At 37.3% G+C, this 26057-nt stretch carries 21 protein-coding genes; 14 read left to right on the top strand and 7 right to left on the bottom strand.

Going from position 1 to position 26057, the window contains the following annotated elements; translation table 11 throughout:
• The first annotated feature begins 69 nt into the window (after window positions 1–69).
• Both ACM6F9_RS03260 and ACM6F9_RS03255 read left to right on the top strand, forming a co-directional pair.
• Window positions 70–771 (top strand): response regulator transcription factor, encoded by a 702-nt coding sequence (locus tag ACM6F9_RS03260; protein WP_414844387.1) that lies wholly within the window; start codon window positions 70–72, stop codon window positions 769–771.
• A 30-nt stretch (window positions 772–801) separates the two neighbouring features.
• Window positions 802–2163 (top strand): ATP-binding protein, encoded by a 1362-nt coding sequence (locus tag ACM6F9_RS03255; RefSeq protein WP_414844386.1) that lies wholly within the window; start codon window positions 802–804, stop codon window positions 2161–2163.
• A gap of 72 nt (window positions 2164–2235) precedes the next feature.
• Here the strand turns inward: ACM6F9_RS03255 and ACM6F9_RS03250 are convergent, their stop codons facing one another.
• Complete coding sequence (locus ACM6F9_RS03250) at window positions 2236–3087, bottom strand: EamA family transporter (protein ID WP_414844385.1); 852 nt, start codon at window positions 3085–3087, stop codon at window positions 2236–2238.
• Between the two features lie 362 nt (window positions 3088–3449).
• On the opposite strand from ACM6F9_RS03250, the gene ACM6F9_RS03245 reads away from it, so the two are divergent.
• Genes ACM6F9_RS03245 through ACM6F9_RS03225 form a run of 5 tightly spaced genes read left to right on the top strand, consistent with a single transcriptional unit; the run spans window position 3450 to window position 12370 of the window.
• A complete protein-coding gene (locus tag ACM6F9_RS03245; protein ID WP_414844384.1) occupies window positions 3450–4148 on the top strand; it encodes an MgtC/SapB family protein in 699 nt (232 codons plus the stop codon).
• A 23-nt stretch (window positions 4149–4171) separates the two neighbouring features.
• Window positions 4172–6844 (top strand): magnesium-translocating P-type ATPase, encoded by a 2673-nt coding sequence (gene mgtA, locus ACM6F9_RS03240; RefSeq protein ID WP_414844383.1) that lies wholly within the window; start codon window positions 4172–4174, stop codon window positions 6842–6844.
• A 56-nt stretch (window positions 6845–6900) separates the two neighbouring features.
• On the top strand, window positions 6901–8004 hold the full coding sequence (locus tag ACM6F9_RS03235; RefSeq protein WP_414844382.1) for an efflux RND transporter periplasmic adaptor subunit: 1104 nt from the start codon (window positions 6901–6903) through the stop codon (window positions 8002–8004).
• A 15-nt stretch (window positions 8005–8019) separates the two neighbouring features.
• Window positions 8020–11115: an efflux RND transporter permease subunit gene (locus tag ACM6F9_RS03230; protein ID WP_414844381.1), complete on the top strand. Its 3096-nt coding sequence runs from the start codon at window positions 8020–8022 to the stop codon at window positions 11113–11115.
• Window positions 11105–12370, top strand: a complete 1266-nt coding sequence (locus ACM6F9_RS03225) for a TolC family protein (RefSeq protein ID WP_414844380.1) — start codon at window positions 11105–11107, stop codon at window positions 12368–12370. Before ACM6F9_RS03230 ends, ACM6F9_RS03225 begins: the two co-directional genes overlap by 11 nt.
• Window positions 12371–12633: 263 nt before the next feature.
• On the opposite strand, the gene ACM6F9_RS03220 is transcribed toward ACM6F9_RS03225, so the two are convergent.
• The 4 genes from ACM6F9_RS03220 to ACM6F9_RS03205 form a co-directional block, all read right to left on the bottom strand.
• The gene (locus ACM6F9_RS03220; RefSeq protein ID WP_414844379.1) at window positions 12634–13089 is read right to left on the bottom strand and encodes a DUF1801 domain-containing protein; all 456 of its coding nucleotides are present in this window, start codon (window positions 13087–13089) and stop codon (window positions 12634–12636) included.
• Window positions 13090–13113: 24 nt separating this feature from the next.
• The gene (locus ACM6F9_RS03215; protein ID WP_414844378.1) at window positions 13114–14535 is read right to left on the bottom strand and encodes a hypothetical protein; all 1422 of its coding nucleotides are present in this window, start codon (window positions 14533–14535) and stop codon (window positions 13114–13116) included.
• A gap of 10 nt (window positions 14536–14545) precedes the next feature.
• Complete coding sequence (locus ACM6F9_RS03210; RefSeq protein ID WP_414844377.1) at window positions 14546–15730, bottom strand: hypothetical protein; 1185 nt, start codon at window positions 15728–15730, stop codon at window positions 14546–14548.
• A gap of 143 nt (window positions 15731–15873) precedes the next feature.
• Complete coding sequence (locus ACM6F9_RS03205) at window positions 15874–18366, bottom strand: GEVED domain-containing protein (RefSeq protein WP_414844376.1); 2493 nt, start codon at window positions 18364–18366, stop codon at window positions 15874–15876.
• Between the two features lie 214 nt (window positions 18367–18580).
• Here ACM6F9_RS03205 and ACM6F9_RS03200 point away from each other — a divergent pair, with 214 nt between their 5' ends.
• The 4 genes from ACM6F9_RS03200 (at window position 18581) to proC (ending at window position 22243) form a co-directional block, all read left to right on the top strand.
• A complete protein-coding gene (locus tag ACM6F9_RS03200) occupies window positions 18581–19786 on the top strand; it encodes a pyridoxal phosphate-dependent aminotransferase (protein ID WP_105701883.1) in 1206 nt (401 codons plus the stop codon).
• 10 nt (window positions 19787–19796) lie between these two features.
• Complete coding sequence (locus tag ACM6F9_RS03195) at window positions 19797–20279, top strand: hypothetical protein (protein ID WP_414844375.1); 483 nt, start codon at window positions 19797–19799, stop codon at window positions 20277–20279.
• 3 nt (window positions 20280–20282) lie between these two features.
• Window positions 20283–21296: a UDP-N-acetylmuramate dehydrogenase gene (gene murB / locus ACM6F9_RS03190; RefSeq protein WP_414844374.1), complete on the top strand. Its 1014-nt coding sequence runs from the start codon at window positions 20283–20285 to the stop codon at window positions 21294–21296.
• 143 nt (window positions 21297–21439) lie between these two features.
• Window positions 21440–22243, top strand: coding sequence for a pyrroline-5-carboxylate reductase (proC, locus tag ACM6F9_RS03185; RefSeq protein WP_414844373.1), 804 nt, complete (start codon window positions 21440–21442; stop codon window positions 22241–22243).
• Here the strand turns inward: proC and ACM6F9_RS03180 are convergent.
• Together ACM6F9_RS03180 and ACM6F9_RS03175 are read right to left on the bottom strand one after the other, a co-directional pair.
• Complete coding sequence (locus ACM6F9_RS03180) at window positions 22224–22646, bottom strand: VanZ family protein (protein WP_414844372.1); 423 nt, start codon at window positions 22644–22646, stop codon at window positions 22224–22226. The two genes, proC and ACM6F9_RS03180, sit on opposite strands and share 20 nt — an antisense overlap.
• Window positions 22647–22709: 63 nt before the next feature.
• Entirely contained in the window at window positions 22710–22901 is a 192-nt protein-coding gene (locus tag ACM6F9_RS03175; protein WP_414845109.1) for a hypothetical protein, read from the bottom strand.
• Here ACM6F9_RS03175 and ACM6F9_RS03170 point away from each other — a divergent pair.
• From ACM6F9_RS03170 to ACM6F9_RS03160, 3 genes are all read left to right on the top strand, one after another.
• Window positions 22846–22959: a winged helix-turn-helix transcriptional regulator gene (locus tag ACM6F9_RS03170; protein ID WP_414845094.1), complete on the top strand. Its 114-nt coding sequence runs from the start codon at window positions 22846–22848 to the stop codon at window positions 22957–22959. The genes ACM6F9_RS03175 and ACM6F9_RS03170 overlap by 56 nt on opposite strands.
• A gap of 70 nt (window positions 22960–23029) precedes the next feature.
• Window positions 23030–24664, top strand: coding sequence for an apolipoprotein N-acyltransferase (gene lnt / locus ACM6F9_RS03165; RefSeq protein WP_414844371.1), 1635 nt, complete (start codon window positions 23030–23032; stop codon window positions 24662–24664).
• A gap of 438 nt (window positions 24665–25102) precedes the next feature.
• Window positions 25103–25990: a C1 family peptidase gene (locus ACM6F9_RS03160; protein ID WP_414844370.1), complete on the top strand. Its 888-nt coding sequence runs from the start codon at window positions 25103–25105 to the stop codon at window positions 25988–25990.
• The last annotated feature ends 67 nt before the right edge of the window (window positions 25991–26057 follow it).

Genomic DNA, 26057 nt, shown 5'->3' with positions numbered 1-26057 from the left:
TAGAATTTATTACATTTGTGGGAATATTGATCTATTCTTCACACCAACCCAAACATTTCCAACATTCTTATGCCACATATTTTATTAGTTGAAGACGACGACAGACTTTCAAAACTGATTGCAAAAGGATTTCAGGAAGCTGAATTTGAGGTTACTGTGGCTTATGACGGAAACACAGGTTTGAAACTAGCTTTGCAGAATCATTATGATCTGGTGGTGACAGATATTGTCCTTCCTAAAAAAAACGGTCTGGAATTCTGTAACGAAATCAAAGGGTTAAAACCTAATCTTCCTGTCATTATGCTTACTGCATTGGGAACTACTGATGATAAACTGGAAGGATTTGATGCCGGAGCTGATGATTATCTGACCAAACCTTTTGAAATGCGGGAACTCGTAGCAAGAATCAAAGTACTTCTAAAACGTTTTTCACAACAGCGACAGCAAAAAGTTTTTGTTCTCAAATATGAAGGCATTGAAATGAATCTGGAACAGAAAATCGTAAGCCGTGATAAAATGCCCATCAAATTAACACCAAAAGAATTCAATCTCTTAAAATTCATGCTGGAAAATTCTGAAAGAGTTCTTTCCAGAAGTGAAATTGCTGAGAAAGTATGGGAAACTCATTTCGATACAGGTACCAATTTTATTGATGTTTATATTAATTATCTCCGAAAAAAAATAGATAAAGATTTTGAAACCAAACTGATCCACACCAAAGCCGGTATGGGATTTATTCTGAAAAAAGACTACGAATCAGGCACGGTATAGTAATCATTAAGATGAACTAAAAATATCCGGATGAAAATAAGAACCAGACTTACGCTGCTTTTTACCTTAATCACTGCAATGCTTTTAAGCGTTTACAGTATTTCGATCTATTATTCATCCAAAGAAGCCAGAGAAAAATCTTTTTACAGCGAACTTCAGAACGAAGCAATCGCCAAAGCTGACTTATTTTTCCGAAGCTCACTTCCCGAACAGGAAATGCATAAGCTTTATAAAAACAATACCAGAACTCTTAATGAAGTTCAGGTCGCCATTTATGATGTCAATAAACAACTGATTTATCACGATGATGCCAAGGTAGATTATGTAAAGGAAACTCCGGAAATGCTTTCTCAGATATTCGAGAAAAAGAAGATTAATTTCTTTCTGAAAGATTTGCAGGTGATCGGAATGGTGTATCATTATGAAGGAAAAACATATGCTGTAACCGCTGCAGCTTACGATAAATACGGATACGATTATCTTACCCACCTTCTGACCATCAGCATTATCTCTTTTTTTATCATCCTGATTTTAATTTATCTGGCGGGGATATTTCTTTCCAAAAAAGCATTGAGCCCACTGAGTGAAATGGTCATACAGATAAAAAAAATTACTGCAGGGAAACTACAATTGCGTTTGAAAACAACAAAAGAAAAAGACGAACTGAATGAACTTGCCCAAAATTTCAATGGAATGCTGGAGCGACTTGAAAATTCTTTTGATTCGCAAAAACATTTTGTATCTAATATTTCACACGAGCTGAGAACTCCTTTATCGGCTATCATTACTGAGCTGGAACTGGCTTCTGAAAAAGATAAAACCAAAGAAGAATATCAGGAAACCATCCAATATGCACTGGATGATGCCCGAAATATGGTAAAATTGTCGAATAGTTTAATGGATCTTGCCAAAGCAAGCTATGATCCTAATGAAATCAGTTTTTCGGAAGTCCGCCTTGATGAAGTTCTTCTGGAATCTTACACTAAGATCATCAAAGAAAATTCAGGATACAAAGTTTCTCTGAATATAGAAGATTCCTTAGAAGAGCATCAACTTATCATTCAAGGCAATGAATATCTTCTTCAGGTGGCTTTCAACAATCTTATTGACAATGCCTGTAAATACTCACCGGAACATACTTGCCTCATCGACGTGCAAGCTAATTCAAGAATTCTTACAATAAGTTTTACCAATACCGGAAACAGCATTCATAAAGAAGATTTGCAACATATTTTCGAGCCATTTTACAGAAGCGAAACTTCAAAACAGGAAAAAGGTCACGGAATTGGATTATTTCTCACTGAGAAAATTATTATGCTCCACAATGCAAAAGTCAAAGTTGTTTCAGAAGATAACAAGACTACTTTTACAGTTGAGTTTATGATCAGTTAACGTATCAAAAAAGCTTCATTCATATTTATATGAATCTTGACCTTAATTAGCTTAATGTTTTAAAAATTTTTATCAATCATGAGAAAGAGATTTCTTATTGAAAACGGTTGTCCCAATACTGGCCGCAATTACACAGGCAATAGAAATCCACTGTAAAAAAGATAATTCTTCAGCAAGAAAAACCAATCCGGAAAGCGCTGCAAATGCAGGTTCCAGACTCATCAGAATGCTGAATGTCTTTGCAGGAAGTTTTTTCAAGGCCATCATTTCCAATGAAAAAGGCAAAGCACTTGAAAGAATAGCCACACCAAGCCCTTTTACAAAAATAGTTGGGGTAAGATTAAAAACAGCACCATCCCATATTGTAAAAGGAATGATCACAAGACTGGCAAATATCATTCCTGTGGTAACAGCATCTTTTCCATCCATTATTTTAGAAACCTTTCCTCCCATTATGATATAAACAGCCCAGAACATCCCTGCCAGAAAGGCAAGTCCAAGCCCTACTAAATCCACATGATCATTCTGCCACGGAACAATCAGTAAAATTCCCACACAAGCCAATAATGCCCATACTACATCTAACAGTTTACGGGATAAAGCCAGAGCAAGAAACAATGGTCCTGCAAATTCTACAGTAACGGCAAGTCCCAAAGGAATCCTTTGAATCGCCATATAGAAAATAAGATTCATAGCAGCCAGCCCTATTCCGTACATCGCACAATACTGCCACTTTTGTCTGTTAAATTGCAAAAATTTCGGACGGTTAATCAAAGTAAGCAAAACAGCAGAAAGTACAATTCTTAAAGTAACCGTACCAATGGCTCCAATCGCGGGAAAAAGCTGCTTTGCAATGGAAGCTCCTCCCTGTACACAGATAATCGCTAAAAGCGTAGCTAGTATTGCTAAGTTTGATTTTTTCATTTCTAAAATATATAGTTCAAAAATTTTTGGAAAGAAGTTTCCGGGATTAAATAATCTCTTATCTCACATGACAAATTGTGAGATATATTATTTAAAATTATCCGCTCCAAATGTATTGAAATTTTATCGTCTGCAATGGGTACAGATTCCATATAATTTTTTCGCTCAGATTTTCTCTAATGATTTTCTAATAACATTCTAAAGCTTTTCTAACGGTAAAAAAAAACTGACAGTTTTACTTTTGCACAGTAAAAAATAAAGCATATGGACTCTGATCCTTACAGTAATTATCAATCTTAAAAGCTTTAGTTGTACTCACTTTTCCCGTACAGCTGAAAAGCTTTATAAAAACAGGAAAAGTTATGACTACATTAGAATTTACCCTTCGTCTCCTTACCGCATTTGCCCTTGGTGCCAGCATTGGTTTTGAAAGACAATGGCGCCAGAAAAGTGCAGGACTCCGTACCAATACCCTGGTATGCCTTGGTTCTGCAGCATTCGTTCTTCTTTCTATCAGAATTGGAGGGGATGCTACAGGCAGGATAGCCTCTTATATTGTAAGCGGGATCGGTTTTTTAGGTGGAGGCGTTATCATGAAAGATGGTCTTACCGTGAGAGGACTCAATACAGCGGCTACTATCTGGTGTTCGGCCTCTGTAGGAGCACTCAGCGCCATGGGATTTCCTATTGAAGCAGCCATTACCAGCGGATTTATTATTCTCACGCATATCATTCTCCGTCCTCTAGGGGTAAAACTGGGCAATAATATCAACAGCAGAAATCATTATACAGAATACCTTCTCAGCATCAAATGCAAAAGTGAAGTGGAAAATCACGTCCGGGTACAGCTAATGCAGTCTCTGAGCGGAAATGATAAAGTATTACTGAAATCCCTAACCAGCGATGACAACGGTTTGCCTGAAAACGCCATCATTACAGCAGAAGTCCACGCTTCTACTCCACAGGACAGTTTCATGGAAAAAACAGCCAGCAGATTAACGATTGAAGATAAAGTCATCAAAGTAAGTTGGGAAATTATAGGCACGGAAAACGATTTGTAACATTAAAAACAACCATTGAAGCGATGTTAAAAAAATCTTCAAACAAAAATCTCAATTCCGCAGCTCTTGTAAAATTGAAAGAAGCTGCAGTTGAGAACGAAAAAATGATTTATGCTCTACTGGAAACCTCAGAAGAAGGACTCAGCGAAAACACGGTAAAAGACCGTTTGAAAATCTATGGTAAGAATGAAATTGCCACTCAAAAAGCACCCTCATGGGTAAAACAGTTTGCTCATTCTTTCTTTAATCCATTTAATTATATCCTGGCCTGCATTGCCACAATTTCATTATTCATTGATGCTATTCTTGTGCCTCCAAGTGAAAAGGACTTTAGCACCAGTATTATTATTTCGGTGATGCTGCTCTTTAGTACGGTTTTAAGATTCATTCAGGAATTCCGAAGCAATAAAGCTGCAGAAGCCTTAAAAAAAATGGTAAAGACGAGCTGTCTCACCAAAAGAAAATTTAATGAAAGCAAAGAAATAGAAATCACTGAAATTGTTCCCGGAGATATTATTATTCTGTCCGCAGGAGATATGGTTCCGGCCGACTGCAGAATTCTTAAGAGCAAAGATCTTTTCATCAGTGAATCCATCCTGACGGGAGAAGCCCTTCCGGTTGAGAAAAATGCACTCCCCATTAAAGATGCCAAAGATCGCAATCCTCTCAGTCTTCAGAATATCTGCTTTATGGGTACCAATGTGGTAAGCGGATCAGCAATAGTCGTGGTAGCCAATACAGGAATATTTACTTATTTCGGCAGCATCAGCAGAAGCCTCGCTACTAAAAGACCTGAAACTACTTTTGATATAGGAGTGAATAAAGTGAGCTATCTGCTGATCAGATTTATGCTGATCATGACTCCTATTATTTTCCTGATCAATGGATTGGTAAAAGGAGACTGGATGCAGGCTTTATTATTTGCCATTGCTGTAGCTGTGGGACTGACTCCGGAAATGCTTCCTATGATCGTTACAGCCAATCTTGCCAAAGGTGCTGTCAATATGAGCAAAAAGAAAGTAATCGTTAAAAGATTAAATGCCATCCAGAATATTGGAGCTATGGATATCCTGTGTACTGATAAAACAGGAACGCTTACGCTGGACAAAATTGTACTGGAAACCCACCTCAACGTTCGTGGAATTGAAGATGATGAAGTCTTGAAATGGGGTTATCTCAACAGTTTCCACCAAACCGGGCTCAAAAATCTGTTGGATCAGGCTGTTCTGGATCATGCTGAAGTTCATAACCTGATGAGAGCCGATGAGATGTACCAAAAGGTAGACGAAATTCCCTTTGATTTCGAACGAAGAAGAATGTCTGTTGTATTGAATACATCTACAGGAAAGCATCTGATGATCTGCAAAGGTGCAGTAGAAGAAATGCTTCCTTTATGCCAATATGCCTTAGATCCGGGAGAAGATCACAGTCTGCATATCGAGAATGACAATAGTGTTCCGCTGGATGATGTTATGAAGCAGAAAATTATCAGAATGTCCGAAAAACTGAATGCTGAAGGACAACGTGTATTATTGATTGCCATCCGTGAATTTGACGGTGATCATCCACTGAATTATTCTGTTGCAGATGAAAATAGCCTTACCCTTACAGGATTTATGGGGTTCCTTGATCCGGCAAAACCCTCTGCAGAGCCAAGCATCAAAGCTTTACACAAGCTGGGAGTAGAAGTAAAAGTGGTAACCGGAGATAATGATATTGTTGCTAAAAAAATATGCCATGATGTAGGAATTCCTATCAACACCATTATGCTGGGTGATGAACTGGAGCATATGAGTGATGATGAACTTCGCAAGGATATGGATCTCTACTCTGTTTTTGCCAAAGTAAGTCCGCTACAGAAACAACGTATTGTAAAAATATTAAGATCGAAAGGCCACACCGTTGGTTTTATGGGAGACGGAATCAATGATGCGGCAGCCATCAAGGAAGCAGATGTCGGAATTTCTGTGGATACCGGAGCAGACATTGCCAAGGAAAGTGCGGATATCATTTTGCTGGAAAAAGATCTGATGGTGCTTCGAAGCGGCGTAATCTACGGAAGAAGAACTTTCGGGAATATTGTAAAGTATATCAAAATGACGGCCAGCAGCAACTTTGGAAATATGTTCAGTATGATCGGTGCCAGTGCTTTGCTTCCTTTTCTGCCTATGCTTCCGTTGCAGATTCTGACACAGAATTTACTATATGATGTATCACAGTCTTCCATCCCATGGGATACAATGGATAAAGATTTTCTGGAGAAACCCAAAAAATGGGACGCCGGAAGCATCAAAAAATTCATGCTGTATATAGGTCCTTTGAGCTCCATCTTCGATTATGTAACTTTTGCAGTACTGTTTTTTATCTTCAAAGCCAATACACCGGAACAACAAGGATTGTTTCAGACAGGCTGGTTTGTGGAAGGTTTATTATCCCAGACTTTGATTGTTCATATTATCAGAACGAAAAAAATTCCATTTATCCAAAGCTGGGCAGCCACACCAGTTGTTGCATTAACAAGTTTAATCATGCTGATCGGAATTCTGATTCCCTTCACTCCAATGGCTTTGTATCTGAAAATGCAGCCCTTGCCTCTAAGTTATTTCCCTTATTTAATAGGAATTCTTACAGGATATTGTGTATTAACCCAGTTTGTCAAGCAATGGTTTATCAGAAAATTCGGGCAGTGGCTTTAATAAAAAAATCATAGCCTACAGATCTATCAATAAAATAATGGTTATAAATAACTTATATGAGAAAAACAGTCTTAACAATGGTACTTTTGACATTTGTTACCTCTTGTAAAAATCCAAAAAGTGAAACCCCGCAGGATCAGGATCTCCTCATCAAAAACGATCAGGTCACAATTCCGGAAAACAATCCTGTTTTCAAAAAAATTAAAACACAGATCGTTACCGAACAGGAACATAGTGATGGTGTGGTTTCAGCGGGAACAATTCAGGCAATTCCCAATCATTATGCAGAAATTGCCAGTCCTTTTTCCGGAAGAATTACCCAATCGTTTATTCAGCTTGGACAAAATGTTTCGGCCGGAAGTCCTCTTTTTGAAATCCTTTCTTCAGATTATTTTTCGGTTCAAAAGGATTACACAGATGCATTGAATGATGTACAGCTTGCAGAAAAAAATTACAGACGCCAGCAGGATCTCGTAAAACATGGAGTAGGTATTCAAAAGGAGCTGGACGAAGCAGAAACTGATTTTAAAAATAAAAAAACATCTCTTTCCAATGCTTCTTCCGCTTTGAAGGTGTATAACAGCAAAGGCGGAGGCATCGGAAGTCCTCTTGTGGTAAGAGCTCCCATTAACGGGGAAATTATTTCCAACAAAATTGTAAACGGCCAATATCTGAAGGGAGATGCCGATCCGGTAATGATTATCGCAGAATTATCAAAAGTCTGGATTTCCGGTGATGTAAAAGAAAAAGACATCCGCTTTGTCAACACCGGAGATCAGGTTTCTGTAAAAGTAAGTGCTTATCCCGACAGGAATATTACCGGGAAAGTTTATCACATCAATGAAATTGTAGACGAAGATACCCGAAGCATAAAAGTTCTTATTGAATGTGACAATCCGGACAGAAAATTAAAACCGGGCATGTATGCTACAGTCAGCTTTTCAACAACTCCTGAAAAAACAGTGATGATTCCCGTAACCGCTTTAATGCAGCAGGACAATTCCCAGTATGTATGGGTGAAAACCGGTAAGAGTCAATATACAAAACGCTCTGTGACAACAGGAGAAACAGATCAGAAAACAGTAAGAATCACATCAGGCTTACAACCCGGAGAAACCATCATGACTGAAGGGGGAATTTATATGCTGGATGCGAAATAATGTAAAAGAAAAACTATGAAGAAATTACTAACAATCTCTATACAGAAAAGATGGCTTATGCTTGCCCTCTTCCTTTTACTGGGATTCTTCGGGTATTATTCCTGGACCAGATTATCCATAGAGGCTTATCCTGATATTGCCGATGTAACCTCACAAGTCGTAACACAGGTTCCGGGACTTGCTGCCGAAGAAGTGGAACAGCAAATCACAATCCCTTTGGAAAGATCTCTGAACGGACTTCCGGGAATGCATGTCATGCGAAGCAAAAGTACCTTCGGACTTTCCATCATCACCATGGTATTTGATGATGGGATAGATGATTACTGGGCACGGCAGCGTATTCAGGAAAGACTGACAGAGGTAGAGCTTCCTTATGGTGCACAACCAGGATTAGATCCTCTCACCTCTCCTATCGGCGAAGTGTACCGTTATATTATCGAAAGTAACAACCATAGTCTGCGGGAATTGACAGATTTACAGAAATTCGTCATCATTCCCCGTATCAAACAGGTTTCAGGAATTGCTGATGTTACCAATTTCGGGGGAATTACCACTCAGTTTCAAATTGAGCTGGATCCGCATAAGCTTGAACAGTATGGATTATCTCTGTCAGAAGTTACCGAAACCATCTCCAAAAACAATGTGAGTGCCGGAGGAAGTATGCTTCCCCGCGGAAACCTTGCGTATGTAATCCGTGGAATAGGTTTGGTAAAAGACTTGGATGATCTTGGAAAAATTGTGGTAAAAACACAAAATGGTGTTCCTGTTTTTCTTAATGATGTAGGAACACTGAAATACGGAAACCTTGAAAGAAAAGGAATTCTCGGCTACACAGACAAAAAACGAAATTATTCTGAGAGTGTGGAAGGAATTGTACTTTTATTAAGAGGACAAAATCCTTCACAAGTACTGGAAGGTGTACATGAAGCAATCGAAGAACTGAATAACGAAACACTTCCTCCCGGAGTAAAAATCCATCCTTTTCTGGATAGAACAGACCTTGTTAAAACAACACTGACCACAGTTTCTCATACCCTGACTGAAGGAATTGTTTTGGTTATTATCGTACTAATTATATTTCTTGGAAGCTGGCGCGGAGCGTTGCTGGTAGCAATTACCATTCCGCTTTCATTATTGTTTGCTTTTATATTAATGCATTTTACTAATATTCCGGCCAATCTCCTTTCACTGGGAGCCATAGATTTTGGGATTATTGTAGACGGAGCCATCGTCATGCTGGAAACCATTTTGAAGAAAAGAGAAGAAAACTCAGAAGAAACACTGGAAGAAAAGACCATTACCCAAAGAGTGATTGAAGTAGCAAAACCTATTTTCTTTTCAACCATCATTATCATTACCGCCTATCTTCCCTTATTTGCTTTTGAAAGAGTGGAGAAAAAATTATTTACCCCCATGGCTTTTACAGTAGGATATGCACTATTGGGAGCACTTGCTGTAGCATTGCTTCTGATCCCCGGATTGGCTTATGTGATCTATCGTAAACCACAGAAAATATATCACAATAAATGGCTGGAAAAACTAAGCACAGCCTATGGAAAAAGCATTGAAAAAATAATGCAGACACCCAAAAGAGTAATCATCCCCATTATGATTGTCTTAGTTTCGGCCGGAGTTCTCTCCTATCATGTAGGAAAAGACTTCCTTCCGGAGCTTGATGAAGGTTCCATATGGCTTCAGGTACAGCTGCCTCCCGGAATTTCTTTAGCCAAATCAAAAGAAATGAGCGATACCTTACGTGCCCGCACCTTAAAACATCCTGAAATTACGTATATGATGGTTCAGGCAGGACGTAACGATGATGGTACCGATCCATGGACAGCTTCCCATTTTGAAGTCTCTGTCGGGATAAAACCTTACAGCGAATGGCCAGCCGGAAAAACAAAAGCAGACCTCATCAAAGAACTGGCAGCAGATTATAAAGATATGCCAGGATTTACCGTAGGTTTCTCACAGCCGATGATTGACGGAGTGATGGATAAAATCTCCGGAGCTCACAGTGAACTGGTGGTAAAGGTTTACGGAGAAGATTTCAAAGAAACCAGGCGAATTGCAGAAAATGTATTGTCTACTTTAAACAAAATTCCGGGTTCGGCAGACCTAGCCATTGATCAGGAACCACCATTACCTCAACTGCAGATTATTGCCAACAGAGATAAGATTGCTCAATATGGTTTGAATGTAGCCGATGTAGCCGACCTTATTGAAGTTGCATTAGGTGGAAAAGCTATTTCCCAGATCTTCATTGGCAATAAAGTATATGACATTTCATGCCGTTATACAGAAGACAGCCGGGATACTCCTGATAAAATAGGAAACCTGATGCTGACCTCAGCTTCCGGAGCAAAAATCCCTTTATCACAGGTAGCAGAAGTGAAACTGAGTACCGGAGAAAGCACCATTACCCGAGAAATGAATAAACGACATCTTACGGTAAAACTGAATTTAAGAGGAACTGACCTTTCTTCTTTCCTAAAAAATGCACAGGATAAAATTGAAAAGGATATCAAATACGATCATGAAAAATACCAAATCAAATGGGGTGGACAATTTGAAAATCAAAACAGAGCATATTCCAGATTGGCATTTATTGTTCCGTTGGCATTAGCGATCATGTTTCTTTTGTTATATGGTGCATTTGGAGATTTCAGACAGGCTTTGGTTCTGATGTCTATTGTTCCACTGGCGTTATTTGGCGGAATGCTGGCACTCAATATAAGAGGAATGTCTTTGAATGTCTCTTCAGCGGTAGGATTCATTGCCCTCTTTGGAGTTGCTATCCAGAACGGAGTCATTATGATTTCCCACATCAACGATCTGCGTAAGAAAGGATACGAACTGAAACAGGCAGCCATCAAAGGCGCAAAAGACCGTTTCAGACCAGTACTGATGACCGCAACAGTTGCCGTAATCGGGCTTTTTCCTGCATCATTGGCCACAGGGATCGGTTCTGATGTACAACGTCCACTGGCAACAGTCATTGTGTACGGGCTGATGTTCTCTACTATTTTAACCCTATTCGTGCTGCCGGCTATTTATTTTATGGCTGAACGCCGAAGCGAAAAACAAAATTTAGAATCAAATGAAAATTAAAGTTCAAATTATCATATTATCTGTAATATTATTCAGCATTACAGAGATAAAAGCACAGGAAAAAGAGCTTTTACCATTTGAAGAATACCTGAGCCTTGTCGGAAATAAAAATCTGGGCTATGCTTCTCAGAAATATAATGTAAGTATGGCCGAAGCCGCAATCCAGACGGCTAATATGTTTCCTGATCCCCAACTGGAAATGGAAACCACCAATAACGGAGTGAAGCAGAATATGGGGTATGTCTACGGAGCCTCCATTGGCTGGACACTTGAATTGGGTGGAAAAAGAAAAGCCAGAGTTAATCTCGCCAGAAACCAGTCCGAACTGAGCAAAATACAATTGCAGGATTTTTTCAGAAATCTCCGTGCGGATGCCAGTTTAGGATATATTGAGGCTTTAAAATCCAAAGCTTTACATGAAGTACAGCAGGATTCTTATAAAAACATGCAGCAACTGGCAAAATCTGACAGTATTCGCTATAAATTAGGAACTATAACATTAGTCACTTCGAAACAGAGTAAGCTTGAAGCTGCTTCTCTGCTTAATGAAGTATATCAGGCTGAAAGTGCAGAAGAACAGGCTCTCACCAGTTTGTCTGTATTTCTTGGAGATAATAAAATAACAGGGAGAGATGTTTCCGGAGATTTTAACACCTTCAACCGAGATTTCAGCATTGATGATCTGATTCTTCAGGCTTTGAATGAAAGAGCAGATTTATTGGCAGCCAAACAAAATACGGAGGTTACAAAAAGTCAGATCAACCTTGAAAAAGCCAATCGTGTCATAGATCTTGGCATCAGTGCCGGTGCAGAACGGCATACCGAGGCTACCAACGAAATTGCGCCTTCCCCAACTGTAAATGCTGTAAAAATGGGCATTAGCATTCCCATAAAATTTTCCAACAGAAGAAATGCAGGATTGAAAATCGCTGAAATGACCCACTCTCAGGCAGAAGTTGAATATAAACAGATCGAACAAGGCATAAAGGCCGAAGTAATGCAGGCTTATCAGCAATATACGGCAACCCAGAAGCAGCTCAAACAATTCCATAACGGAATGCTTTCAGAAGCACAAAGCATTTTGGTAGGAATTACCTACAGCTACAAAAGAGGAGAAAGCTCTATCCTTGAAGTTCTGAATGCCCAGAGAACCTATAACAATGTACGAAAAGATTATTATCAGGCGCTTGCAGATAATGCTGCTGCTTTGATTGAGCTTGAGCGTAAAGTGGGGATCTGGGATATTCGTTTTTAGCTGGAAGATGGATGCTGGGAGAGGGAGGTTTATGGAAGCCGATGAATAAATACCCGCCATTTAATTAACACTTGGAATTTTCATCAAGGAATGACAATCGGTAGCTTTAAAAAACAAATATTACTTCCAGCATCCAGCTTCCAACTTCCAACTTCCAACTTCCTGTCTCATATTAATTTTAAAAACAAATATAACTTCCAGCTTCAAGCCTCCAGCTCCCAGCATAAAAAAGCTCCGAAATCAGATAGATTTCGGAGCTTTTTTTATCTCTTATACTGCGATTCATAAATTTTGATCCAGTCGTCTGCAGTCATTTTTTTACTGAGTTCGGCGATCAGTTCAAAAGGAATATCTTCTACTTTTTTGAACCGGACACAGGATTTTCCCATATCCAGTTTCTTTTTGGAATGTTTAGGATATTCCGCTACAAACCAGTCCAAAAGTTCCGGTGTGGAATACAGCCCCATATGATACAATGCTATAAAATTCTTCTGAGAAGCCACATTGATAAATGGAAGAGGTGTTCCCGGTGCACAGTGATATCCGGCAGGATATGTTTCCAAAGGAACTACCCAACCTATCATTCCGTAATTAGCAGCATCTTCAAAACCTTTTGGAAGGTTATCGTTCACCGTATCGTAAAGTTTTTTGAAAGCTTCCTGTCTTTCTTCAGGAATCTTGGAGATATAATCTTCTATGGAAACTGACTGAATCTGCATATTGTATTTTTTTCTAAAATACGATTATTTTATAAAATTGTATACATTGAACATCTGAACATCTTTGCTGCTCTTTTGAAGGAACATCATTTTATTCACATTCGGAACGTACTGAATCATATTTCCATCTGCAAAACCATAGTTCTGGAAAAAGTTTCTTCCTTTATAATCTAGACTTACTTCCTGAGGTTTCAGATTGGCAAAATCAAAAACTTTCATAGAAAATCCTGTATTTCCAAACGCTCCTTTAGGATAGAATGCAGAAATATAAAGCTTGTCCCCCGCTTCAACGATATTGATTCTTTTTCCTGTAGAAGTTCCTGCTGCAACAAATTGTTTTACATCTCCTTCTTTACCAAACTTGATCAACATCCCGGCATCCAGTGAATAAACAGGATCGGGAAAACGGTTCATTGCGGTAGGCATTGGTCTTGTCACAGTTTCCTGCTGAACAGCCATTAAAGTTTCATCCTCTTTCACAATGGTTTTGATCACCTTTACATCGTTCATATCTTTGCTTCCCGCTAAGTTGGTATTGCTGATCACTGCTTTTCCGGATTTCATGTCATAGAACATTACTGTCCCGAAAGTACTTGCTCCAATCGTAACCGCAGCATTTTTTCTTCCAAAAGTTACCAGATAATCATTGTCGTTTTTACTGAACGCGTATAATTTTTCAGGAATATATTTATCATCGAACGGAAGGTCTTTATCTTCTGTATTAGAAACCAGTTCCAGTTTATAAGACTCTTTCCATCCTGAAGCTTTACGCAATACAACAATTTTTGCTGAGTTGGTTAATGTCAAAGATTTTTCAACATAATCATTGCTCAATGTAATTTCTTTGTTCCAAACCGGAGTCAGTGTTCTCAGGTCCAATACCAGAACATCATTTATATTCTCTGTTTTTTTGTTGGCAAATCTATCATTAAAGATCGCTGCATATTTCCCGTTTTCTGAGAAAAGAACATACGTTGTTCCTGATCTGTTGGTAGATTCAATGCTGTATTTTGCAATACTTTTTGTGGTAAAAGTACCTTCCTTTCTACTGAAAACATGCTGAAAAACTTCTTTTCTGTTTTCTTTTCCGAAATACTCTTCGGTAAATGCAATGAATTTATCATCATCTATCTGCTGTGATCCAAGATAATTGTGAAGAACACCGTTTGTTTTATTGGCATAATCTTTTACATAGGTATCTACAAGGCTTCCGTTCTGATCCAGTTTTCTCATCAGTAGTTTCTTGTGAGGAAAAACATTTCTCATCAGCCCGTCAATATTAATGGCACTGAACATATAAGAATTGTAATCATCTGCCAATACCAGTTTATCATCGGTTTCAAGATTGGCATCCACCGTGAATTTTGTTCCTTCAGTCACTTTCGTCTGTGCAAAAGAGTACACAGAAGCGGTAATTAATGCCGAAGCAATAATCTGTTTAATCATATCGTTTTCTTTAGTTATTATAAATTTTTTCTTCTAATCTTTTCAGTTCAAGATTAGCATCGTAAGATAATTTGATATCTACCAGATGTTCCTGCAATTCATTTAAATATTTCTCAGCTTCCTGGTAGTTGCCTAAAGCGATATTTAATCTGATCAGGTTAAAATAAAGGTATTCCCCGATTTTTTGATTGTAAAGCGCTTTTTTGTCGTTATAATTTACTTTTGTCAAAGCACTCTTCCAAAGATCAATTCCTTTCTGCATATTTTCCATGGCTACTTTATTCGGTGCGTAGTCTGATTTGGCCTGAAGTTTTTTCAAGTTGGTTGTAACGTAGATGTAAGCTTTCTCCAGATCATCATATTCCCCTTTATTTTTTACAGTTGCTAATACCACTGTAGAATTGATGGTTTGATAACCGAAGTTTTCATTAATAATATTCCTTGTACGGTCTATTGTTCTCTGCAGATATCTCTTTTCCTGAGCATTCAGGTTAATTTCATTGGTGGGAACACTTGCTATTTCAGCAAAATCGGAAAAATAAGTCTTATCCAGTTTTACTGTTCCGCCCTGTTTTGCTACAATTCTTGTTGGCTGATTGGCGAATGTTTTTCCCTGATTGTCCTGAAAATTCGTTCTTTCCATTTCAATGACAATATCAAGATAATTTCCGCCTTTTGAAAAACCAATTACATCAATTTGAGAAGCCAGGATTTTATTATCCACAATAAGAGCATCTCTCAAATCTGGCTGTTGGTAAACCGGCGTTGGAGGAATATTAAGAATTGGTCTTGAAGGTAATCTCAATGTAGGAGCTCCATTGGTGGCAGCTATTTTTTCAACAGCCGATAATTTGCTGTACTCTGCAGATTCCAGTTTATATTTTTCCTGAAGTTTTTTCACCTCAGCATCATAGTCTTTTAATCTTTCTCCGTGTTCGTACTTGGCATTTTCCACATTCGTCTGATAGTTATCCACCTTTTTTTGATAGTCTTCTTTTGACAGTCTTACCACATCATCTTTAGTGATATTATAAGGAGATTGTACCGTAACTTTATAATTTCTGTTGGAAAGTTCCGTAGGAAAAACCGGTTCTTTTAAAAGTTGAAAACTGATGGTTTCTTTATCAATTCTCTGCGCCTGTGAAAATTCGGAATAAAATAATGATATTAAAAAAAAGAGTTTAAGTTTATTCATAGTGTCATAGTTTTCGCAGCAAATTTATAATAATTTTATCAACATTTTCGAATAATAATTTTTCCAGTTATTATTTAATTTGATCATAAAAAAGGCAGCTACACGAATGCAACTGCCTACAGAAATTATTAACTCAAAAAATTTTATTTTTTAATGGCTTTTACTGTTGATTTTGAACCATCTTTAAAGTTCATTGTCACTAAGTATAAACCAGCATTCAATTCAGCTAACTGAAGTTCCGTAGTTGGATTATCAATAGTTTTCACTACTCTTCCTGCTACATCGGTAACGGTTACAGATTTTACATCTTTGATATCAGCAATATGAAGAACATCTTTGAAAGGGTTTGGATATACACTGATTTCTTTTTTCTTCAAACTTGTCTCTGAAGTTGATAAAGAAGTAGCGACTTCAAATATAAAATCAATGAATTCACCTCTTGAAATAGCAGCACAGGCATTTGAAGGCGCTGTACTATTATAATCCGTTACCACTCTCATTCTGTAATTTCCTATTGGTGTTCCCGCAGGTGCAGTAATCGTTCCTGAAGTGTTTGTTATATAACCGGAAGTAACAAACATTTTTTCTGAAGCTTCAAAAGTTAAATTATTATTCCAGTCTACCCAAACCGCAATTCCGCACGTAGGACCTCCGGCTGTGAAAGATACCGAAGTACTCGCTCCCGGAGCATTTGTGATTCTGTTATTGGTTGCTGTAAGGTTCTGATATCCTCCGGTTACGCTAGAACCTGATGAATAAGCCATATCTATAAGTCCACCAGTAGAACTGAAAGCAGAAAGCCATGAAGCCTGTCCCGTAGATGAAGGCAGACAATAACCTGTTCTTAACGAAGTCAATTCACTCCAGATACTTTTGTCAGTACCACTGCACACAGACCTTACCCATACATAATAATTGGTATCTGTCGTTAATGAGCTCAATGGTGCAGAAGTTGTAGCAGAAGCTACAGAGTTCGTAGCATTTAATACTGTAGAAGCATCAGGTGCTGTATTGGTTGAACTGTAGTATACTTCGTATCCGTTTGCCGGAACTGAAGCTGGGGCTGTCCAACCAATTGTTGCTGTGTTCATTGTCACGTTTGAAGCTGTAACTGCAGTGGGCTCAATACAAGAAGGAATATTCTGAACCGTAATATTATCAATATAAATAGAACGGGAAGAACCGCCTAAACCATGTTTGAATGCTAACTGCAAATCAGAACCGGCAGGAATATTAACAGTATATTGTGTATGCGTAGTCGTTAAACTAATAGGAGACCCAATTTGTGTAAAAGAAGCTGGATCCGTAGGATTTGATAAAGTACCTACTAATAATGTATAGCCACTTCCTCCGGCTTTTGCATAAAATCTTATACGCTTAGTACCATCTGAAAGGTTTACAGTTGGAGGAGCTACCAACATTTGGCTTCCTGTAGTACCACTTGAATTATTCAGATAATAAGAATTAGGTGCAGAATAACTATTGGATGCAGCTACGTATCCGTAACCGGCAAATGATGCACTTTCCAGATATGCCCAGCAGCTTGGTGCATTCGTATTTGTTGAAGTACCAACACTTGTTGTATCAAAGTTTTCTGTATATGGCACAGTGAAGGTGGAACAGGCTGTTTTAAATGATCCGACGAAAGACCAAACGCTCTGACTGGTTGCCGTATTACAGTTAGATCTTACCCAATAATAATAGGTTGTATTGGAAGTAAGACTTCCTATTGTTGTGCTTGTACCCGCCACTCCCGGATAAGTAGGAGTTACTGAAGCTGCAGGTGTTGTGTTTGAAGTACTGTGATATACATCATAGCTGGCAGCATTACCCGTCCATGAAACTAAAGCAGAATTAGCTGTTATCCCTGAAACCGCCTGCAATACAGGAGGAGCACAGTCTGAATAAGCATCTGCTGAAAAAGCAAAAATATTCGGTAACCCGGAACCACTTGCTTTGGTTATTGTTACACTTTGTATAGGTTTTGCCTGGTTGGCTGCGTCTATAACCAGTTCACTTTGATATAATCTTGGATTTGTTCCGCCCTCAGGAGAAGGAACATCATCACCACTGGCAGGAGTTGCACCAGGTTTCTTAATTCTTCCGATGCCTTGAATAGCAAAATTACTTCCTCCATACCAGTCTGCTAAACTGATGCCTGAAAATGTCTGAGAACTTCCATCTGTAAAGTTTACCACGACATTTACCGTAGAAGTACCACTTCCGCTTACGGCAAGCATATACAATTTAGTAACGGCTTTTGGTGTTGTAAACGCTAAAGTTCCTACATCATTGACTGCAGCTAGTCTTAACGAGTTGTTTGCATTCAGACTTGCCAGCTGAAAACTCAATCCTGGAGTGGTTGCCACTACAGAATTAATTACTCCATCGACAGGAATACCATACGTAATAGCAGCGCTTGTAGATGTCAGCTGAAAATCTTTAGCTACAAAAGCATAAGAAACTCCATCTACATCATTATTGGTAGAAACTGTTGAAGAACCTATACCATTTGCGATTACATCAGCTGTAAAGCCCGACGAAACGGGTAAAGTTTGATAATTTTGAGCCATCATTACACTGGCAGAGAAGAGAGCGATGGCTGGCACCACTCTAGAAAATAAATTTATTACCATTTTGATTACATTTATGGCGAAATTTAGTAAAAATAACAATACAAAAAAGTTATTTTTAAATAAAAAGTAAAATATTTTCAATCAAAATAAAATATCAGCATTTATAAATGCAAAAATTATGAAAAATTAAAAGATCTTGATCCACTTCTTATTAGCTCTTAATTTTATTATTGTGAAATTAAATCCTATTTTTGTCATACAAATTTTTTGAACAATGCCGAATATTTCAAACAGAGCACTGCATATGCCGCCATCGCCGGTAAGAAAACTGGTTCCCTTTGCGTTACAAGCAAAACAGAAAGGAATAAAAGTATATCACCTTAATATCGGACAGCCTGATATTGAAACTCCGGAAACAGCTTTAAATGCTTTAAAAAACATAGATTTAAAAGTATTGGAATATGCGCTTTCTGAAGGGAATATAGAATACAGAAAAGCCCTTACAGAATACTATCATTCTTTAGGTTTTTCAGATCTTACTCCTGATAACTTCATTGTTACCAATGGAGGTTCTGAAGCCCTTAACTTCGCCATCTCTACTTTATGTGATGAGGGTGACGAGGTGATTATTCCTGAACCTTATTATGCCAACTACAATGGTTTCACCAGCACTTTTGATGTAAATGTAGTAGCAGTACCATCTACCATTGATACAGGTTTTGCATTGCCTCCTGTTGAAGAATTTGAGAAAAAAATTACAGAAAAAACAAGAGCAATTATCATTTGTAACCCAGGAAATCCTACAGGATACCTGTATACCCGTGAGGAGCTTCAAAAGCTTGCAGAAATTGCTTTAAAATATGACATTGTGATCATCTCCGATGAAGTATACAGAGAATATGTATATGACGGAAAACAGCAAATCTCAATGCTTGATTTTCCTGAATTAGCAGAAAACTGTATCATCATTGATTCTGAATCCAAGCGTTATTCTATGTGTGGGGTAAGAATCGGATGTATGGTTACCCGTTCGAACAAAATCCGTAATGCAGCGATGCTTTTCGCACAGGCAAGATTAAGCCCTGTTCTTTTGGGACAAATTGCAGCAACAGCGGCACACCAGAACGATGGTCCTTACATCAGAGCAGTAAGAGAAGAATATACCCACAGAAGAAATGTATTGGTAGATCTTTTAAATGCTATTCCTGGAGTAATCTGCCCTAAGCCAAGAGGTGCTTTCTACTGTGTTGCTGAGCTCCCGGTAGATGATACTGAAAAATTTGCACAATGGCTGCTAGAGAAATATGCTCTTAACAATGAGACGATCATGGTAGCTCCTGCAGGTGGATTCTACAGTAATCCGGAATTAGGTAAGAAACAGGTAAGAATTGCTTACGTTCTGAAAGAAGAAGATTTAAAAAGAAGTGCTGAAATCCTTAAGGAAGCTCTAAAGAAATACAGAGAAGAATTCAGCCTGTAAAATATACACGATGCCGACAACAAAAATTACATATCTGAAAATCCTGTTTTCGATCGTTTTGCTGTCGGCATTTTTTTCATGTGATTCAAAAAAAACAGAATCAGTTTCCCATAAAAATTCGAACGAAATTACTTTCATCAGTGTATCTCATGTCGAGGGAAATCTTGGAAATTACAGAATTATCAAAGTCACAAAAGATTCCGTTTTTGCAGAAAAAGGAAAGACTGATAATCAAACCCACAAAGCATGGGCATCTGCCATTAGTAAAGACACCTGGAAACAGCTTATATCATCGGTCAAAATTGCAGATCTCGACTCTATAAAAAGTTCTCCCAGCCAACAGTCTGTAGATGGAATAGATGAAACATTTCAGATCCGTACTCCAAAAAAATCACATATCTATGTAAATGCTTTTGTGGATACTTTGCATTACAAGCAGCTACAACAAACTAAAGAACAACTAGACCAGATTCTTCCTAAAGAATATAAATAAAACATGCAGGAAAATTTTTCATTAAAGCCTTATAACACATTCGGTGTTGAAGCCACAGCCCGATACTTTACTGAAGTCAATAGTATTGATGAATTAAAAGAAGCGCTTATTTTATCTAAGGCCAACGCTCTTCAACTTCTGTTTTTGGGAGGCGGAAGCAATATTCTTTTGACCAAAGATTTTGAAGGTCTTGCCATCAAACTGAGTTTAAAAGGTATTTCTGAAGAGTATCTCAATGAAAATGAAGTACTGGTAACAGCAAAAGCAGGAGAAAACTGGCATGAATTTGTGATGTATTGCCTGCAAAAAAACTTCGGCGGACTGGAAAATCTTTCTTTAATTCCCGGAAATGTAGGAACTTCTCCTATGCAGAATATTGGGGCTTATGGAACTGAGATTAAAGATGTTTTTGTTAGCTGCCAGGTATTAGATCTGGAAAATCTTGAGATTAAAGTATTCAATCTTGAACAATGCAGGTTTGGATACAGGGATTCTATCTTCAAGCAGGAAGGAAAAGGCAGATATGTTATTCTTGAAGTCACTTTTAAGCTTACTCAAAAAGATCATCATATTAAAACAGAATATGGTGCTATACAATCTGAACTGAAAAATTTAGGTATAGAAAACCCAACAATTCAGGATGTTTCCAAAGCAGTGATCAATATCCGCCAAAGCAAACTGCCGGATCCTAAAGAAATCGGGAATGCCGGAAGTTTTTTCAAGAACCCAACCATTCCTCTGGCCCAGTTTGAAGCATTGAAACAAAAATTTGAGAATATCCAGGGGTACCCGAACGAAGATAAAGTAAAAGTTCCTGCAGGATGGCTTATTGAACAGTGTGGATGGAAAGGAAAGCAAATTGGAAATGCAGCTTCCCATAAATTACAGTCATTGGTGATCATTAATGCAACAGGAAATGCTACCGGAAAAGAAATTTTCGATTTTTCTACAGAAATCATTAATTCCGTGAAAGAAAAATTCGGGATAGAACTTGAAAGGGAAGTAAATATTATTTAATTTTTAAATATATAAGCTGTATTCATAATGAGGACAGCTTTTTTATCTTTTAAATTTGTTGGTACACGCAAATATTTCCACTTACTCTATACGATACATCATCAAAAAAAAATCATTATTTTAGCTAAAAATTACAATTCGAGATGAAAATAGCTATTCTTGGAGCCGGAAATATGGGGCTTTCTTTCTCAAAATCTTTTTTGAAATACGAACTGATCAAACCTGAAAACCTGCATCTTATTATCAGAAGTCAGGAAAAAATCTCTAAAATAGCTGAAGAATTCCCCAAATCTAAAATTTCCACGTTTGAAGAAGTTAAGGATCTTGATGCTGATTTGATCATCATCGCCGTAAAACCTCAGGATTTTCATGCAGTAGCCCAGAATATTCAATTTACGTTACAAGAAAACCAGATGGTATTGTCCATTATGGCCGGGATTAACATTGAAAAAATTCAAAAATCTCTGAATCATCCATTAGTTGTAAGAGCAATGCCCAACTCTCCTACTCTTTTAGGAATGGGAATTACAGGATATACTGCTGCAGACGGAATTTCTTTCAGTCAGCTAATCAATATAGAACGATTACTGAACAGCACCGGAAGATCAGTATATTTAGAAGAAGAGAATCTTTTAGATGGAGTTACAGCACTTTCAGGAAGTGGCCCTGCTTATTTCTATTACATTATTGATGCTATGATTAAAGCAGGTATTGAAATGGGAATTGAAGAAAACCTTTCCAAGCTTTTTGTAAAACAAACCATGCTGGGAGCATATCACCTGATCAATAATTCAGAAAAAAATCTTGAAGAACTGATTAAGGACGTAGCTTCTAAAGGCGGAACTACCGAAGCTGCTTTAAAAACATTTGAAGAAAACAGCTTCAAAGATATTCTAAAGCAGGGAATACTAAATGCAGAAAAACGCGCTAAAGAACTAAATAGCTAAATTTCTTTTCCATAAACCTACAAAGCAGCCATCCTAAATACACTCCAAAAGCATTCAGGATGATATCGTCTACCTCAAATATTCCCATTCTTGTAAAGTATTGAAGTGCTTCCACAATGGTAATTGCAGCAATAAAATTAATGAGTAATGTTTTTAAATCTCTCAACTTTGGAAAAACCCAGCCTAAAAAACCAAATGGAATAAACATCAAAACATTTCCAAGAACCACGGTTACAGTGTCTCTCCAATATCTGACTCCCTGTATATATTTAATGGTAGAAAGTATAGGCTCTACTGTAATCAAATTATCATCATACTGAAATCTGCCCATCCCTAAAAACATCAGATAAAGCAGAAACAGCGTATACGGTACGATAAGGATTTTATATATTTTTTTCAACATTGCGCCGCTAAGATATTCATTTCAAAAAAATAATCAACAGCCTTTAAAACAGATTTTTAAAATTTATCCTGCAAAAAAAAGAAAGTTATCAGATTCTCTTTTTAAATTGTAACATTTCCATTTCCATTTCCATTTCCATTTCATAGGAGTCTGCAGATTGGTAGGGCGGTTTTCTTCTGTATCAAAACCTCTCCCACCAATATTTCCTTCCCCCAGAGTAGAATATAAGCTTACGGAATATGGCAAAACATTCATGCCAATCCTGTTGACCATTCAGGATTGGGGAATTAAAGATATGGCCTTAAAAAATTAATTTTTTAATAATTTCTTTTGGCTTTGAGTTTCCTTTTACAAGTCTTATTTTTGCATTATATTTTATCTCAATGAAATACATTTTACTTACCCTTATCTCAGCAATGCTGCTGTCGGTTTCATGGCCTACTTACGGAGTTCCGTTTTTTATATTTTTTGCCCTTGTTCCTCTTTTGATGATGGAACATAGCGTTTCAAAATTTTCAGATTATAAAAGAAAAAGCTGGGTAGTCTTTGGATTGTCCTACTTATGCTTTGTAATCTGGAACATAGTAACTACAGGATGGCTGTATGGCTCAAAAAACCCGGACGGAAGCCATTCCATGATGGCTGTTGTATTTCCAGTATTGGTAAACTCACTTTTATATTCTTTGGTATTTCAATGCTATCACTGGTATAAAAATGCACAGGGAACCTATTGGGGATTAGGATTTTTGATCGCGATCTGGATGAGTTTTGAAAAATTTCATTTGGGATGGGAATTGACATGGCCTTGGCTTAACCTGGGAAATGTATTTTCAGATTACCCAAAACTGATCCAATGGTATGACACTTTAGGAGCCACAGGAGGCAGCTTCTGGATTCTTGTTATTAATGTCCTGATTTTTTATACCGTAAGAACCTGGGAAGCTGGCAGAAAGAGAAAAGATCTGATTAAAAACTCTGCTATTGTTGGAGTTTTAATTGTTCTTCCAATGATTATTTCAGTAATCAAATACAATAATTTTGATGAAAAACCAACCGGACAGGTAAACGTTCTGATGCTGCAGCCGGATCTTGATCCTTATGCAGAAAAGTATTCAAAAGACAGTCTTACAATTGAGCAGGACTTATTGGCTCTTGCTGAAAAAAACTCAACAGGTAAAATTGATTATTATATTGCTCCTGAAACAGCATTACCTGGAAGAGGTTCTATTTCTGAAACTGCTTTTGAAAAGAGTTTACTTTTAAATAATATCAAAGGATTTTTATCCCAACATCCGGGATCTGTTTTTGCAACTGGAATTTCTTCACACCGTTTCTTTTATAATCCTGCTGACTTACCTAAAGAAGCTTACCAGATCAATAGTGGTGTTTGGGTGAGCAGTTATAATACGGCTATCCAATTGGTGCCTAATCAAAAAGTTCAGGCTTATCACAAAGGAAAACTAGTGCCAGGTGTTGAAATATTCCCTTATATGAACGTCTTAAAACCATTGTTAGGAGATGCTATGCTCAATCTGGGAGGTACAGTAGCTTCTTTGGGAACAGACAAAGAAAGAGTTGCTTTTGCAAATCCTTACAACAAAGGGAAACTCGCACCTATCATCTGTTATGAAAGCATTTATGGTGAGTTTGTAACAGATTATGTAAAAAAAGGAGCTAATTTCTTAGGAATTATGACCAATGACTCCTGGTGGGGTGTTACGGAAGGACACAAACAGCTTTTATCTTATGCTAAACTAAGAGCTATTGAAACCAGAAGAGAAATTGCCCGTGCAGCCAACAGTGGAATTTCAGCACATATCAATGCGAAAGGTGAAGTGACTGCTGATACTTTCTATGGAGATCAAACAGCTTTATTTGCGAAAGTAAATCTATATGATACCATGACATTCTATACAAGAGCAGGAGATATTCTTTCAAGGTTCTCCATATTTGCATTAGGATTTTTACTGTTCTATTTTCTAATTGAATGGTTTAAAAAGAAAACAAAGAAAGCTTAAAAACAGGAAAATTTACCTTTTTATATTATATCTTATTTCTTGATAATCAAAAGTTGTAACTAAAAACTACTATATCATGCATAATTTTTACATTTTTTTTCAAAAAATTGAGAAAAAAAATAATTTTTCAACCATAAGTAAAAAAATATTTTTTAACTAAAAATTCACATTAATAAAAATAATTTATTTATAAAAGCAAAAATCACACATAAAATTATTTATATATAAAAAAAGTAGAAAACAAAATATTAAATCAGTAAAATAATACTATATATTAACTTTTAAAGTTTATAAAATAAATTATTAAAACACAAGGATGTTTAAATATTATTACAAATACAATTATTATTAGCAAACAACATGAATTAATCAAATAAAACGACTGATTATTGACAATAAAGTATATATTCGCAATGATCAATCAAAAATAATTAATTTATGAAAAATTTAAAACTATTAATTGCAGCAATAGGATTGCTATCAATTACTGCGTGTCAAAAATCTGATGACGATTTAAACAACACATCTACCCAAACACCTCAATTACATGCTTTAGGAGCAAATTTTGTAGATCAAAATACATATGATTCTTTTCAGAAAGTAGATGTAAATGAGCTGACATTGAAATACAAAGGGAAAGATGAAACAACTGCCAAAGCGGCTCTACCTACTGCTTATTCAATACCTACTACTGCACCTATTAAAAATCAGGGAGCGGAAGGTTCTTGTGTAGCGTGGTCCACAGCTTATGCCGCTACAAGTGCATTGGAATTCAACTACAAAGGAGTTATTTCACCTAGAAGCCCGGAATATGTATTTAATCAAATAAAATCTAATCCCAATGATTGCAGCCAGGGCTCATTAATCCCTGACGCATTAAACCTAATACAAAATCAGGGGGTTTGTAGTTGGGATGAAATGCCATACACAGACACCGGATGCTCTACTCAACCTAACCCTACACAACAAAATGCAGCAAGCACACATAAGTTTACAAACTGGGCAATTGTAGATAAAACAAATCTTGGTAATGTAAAAACACTTCTAAGTATGAACCTGCCAATAATCATTGCAGTAAATGTAGATGCCAGTTTTGACAATTTAAGCGCAGCAAACGGTTGGGTATGGAAATCCCACTCTGGTGCAGTAAGAGGAGGACACGCAATTTGTGTTATAGGATATGATGATGCTAAGCAGGCTTTCAAAGTCCAGAATTCATGGGGCACTGGCTGGGGCCAGAATGGTTATTTCTGGATAAGTTATTCATTTTTCACAAGAAACTTTAACGGCGCTGTCAGAGAATCTTACGTAGCGTATGTTCAATAAATTGAGCCATTCTAAAATAGGCTGACACTTAAATCAGCTTATATTATAAAAAATCAAGAATTAAAAA

Source organism: Chryseobacterium sp. IT-36CA2 (assembly GCF_949767875.1).
Lineage (GTDB): Bacteria > Bacteroidota > Bacteroidia > Flavobacteriales > Weeksellaceae > Chryseobacterium.
The sequence above is the reverse complement of the archived record's forward strand: the minus strand, read 5'-3'. Positions and strand labels throughout refer to the sequence as shown.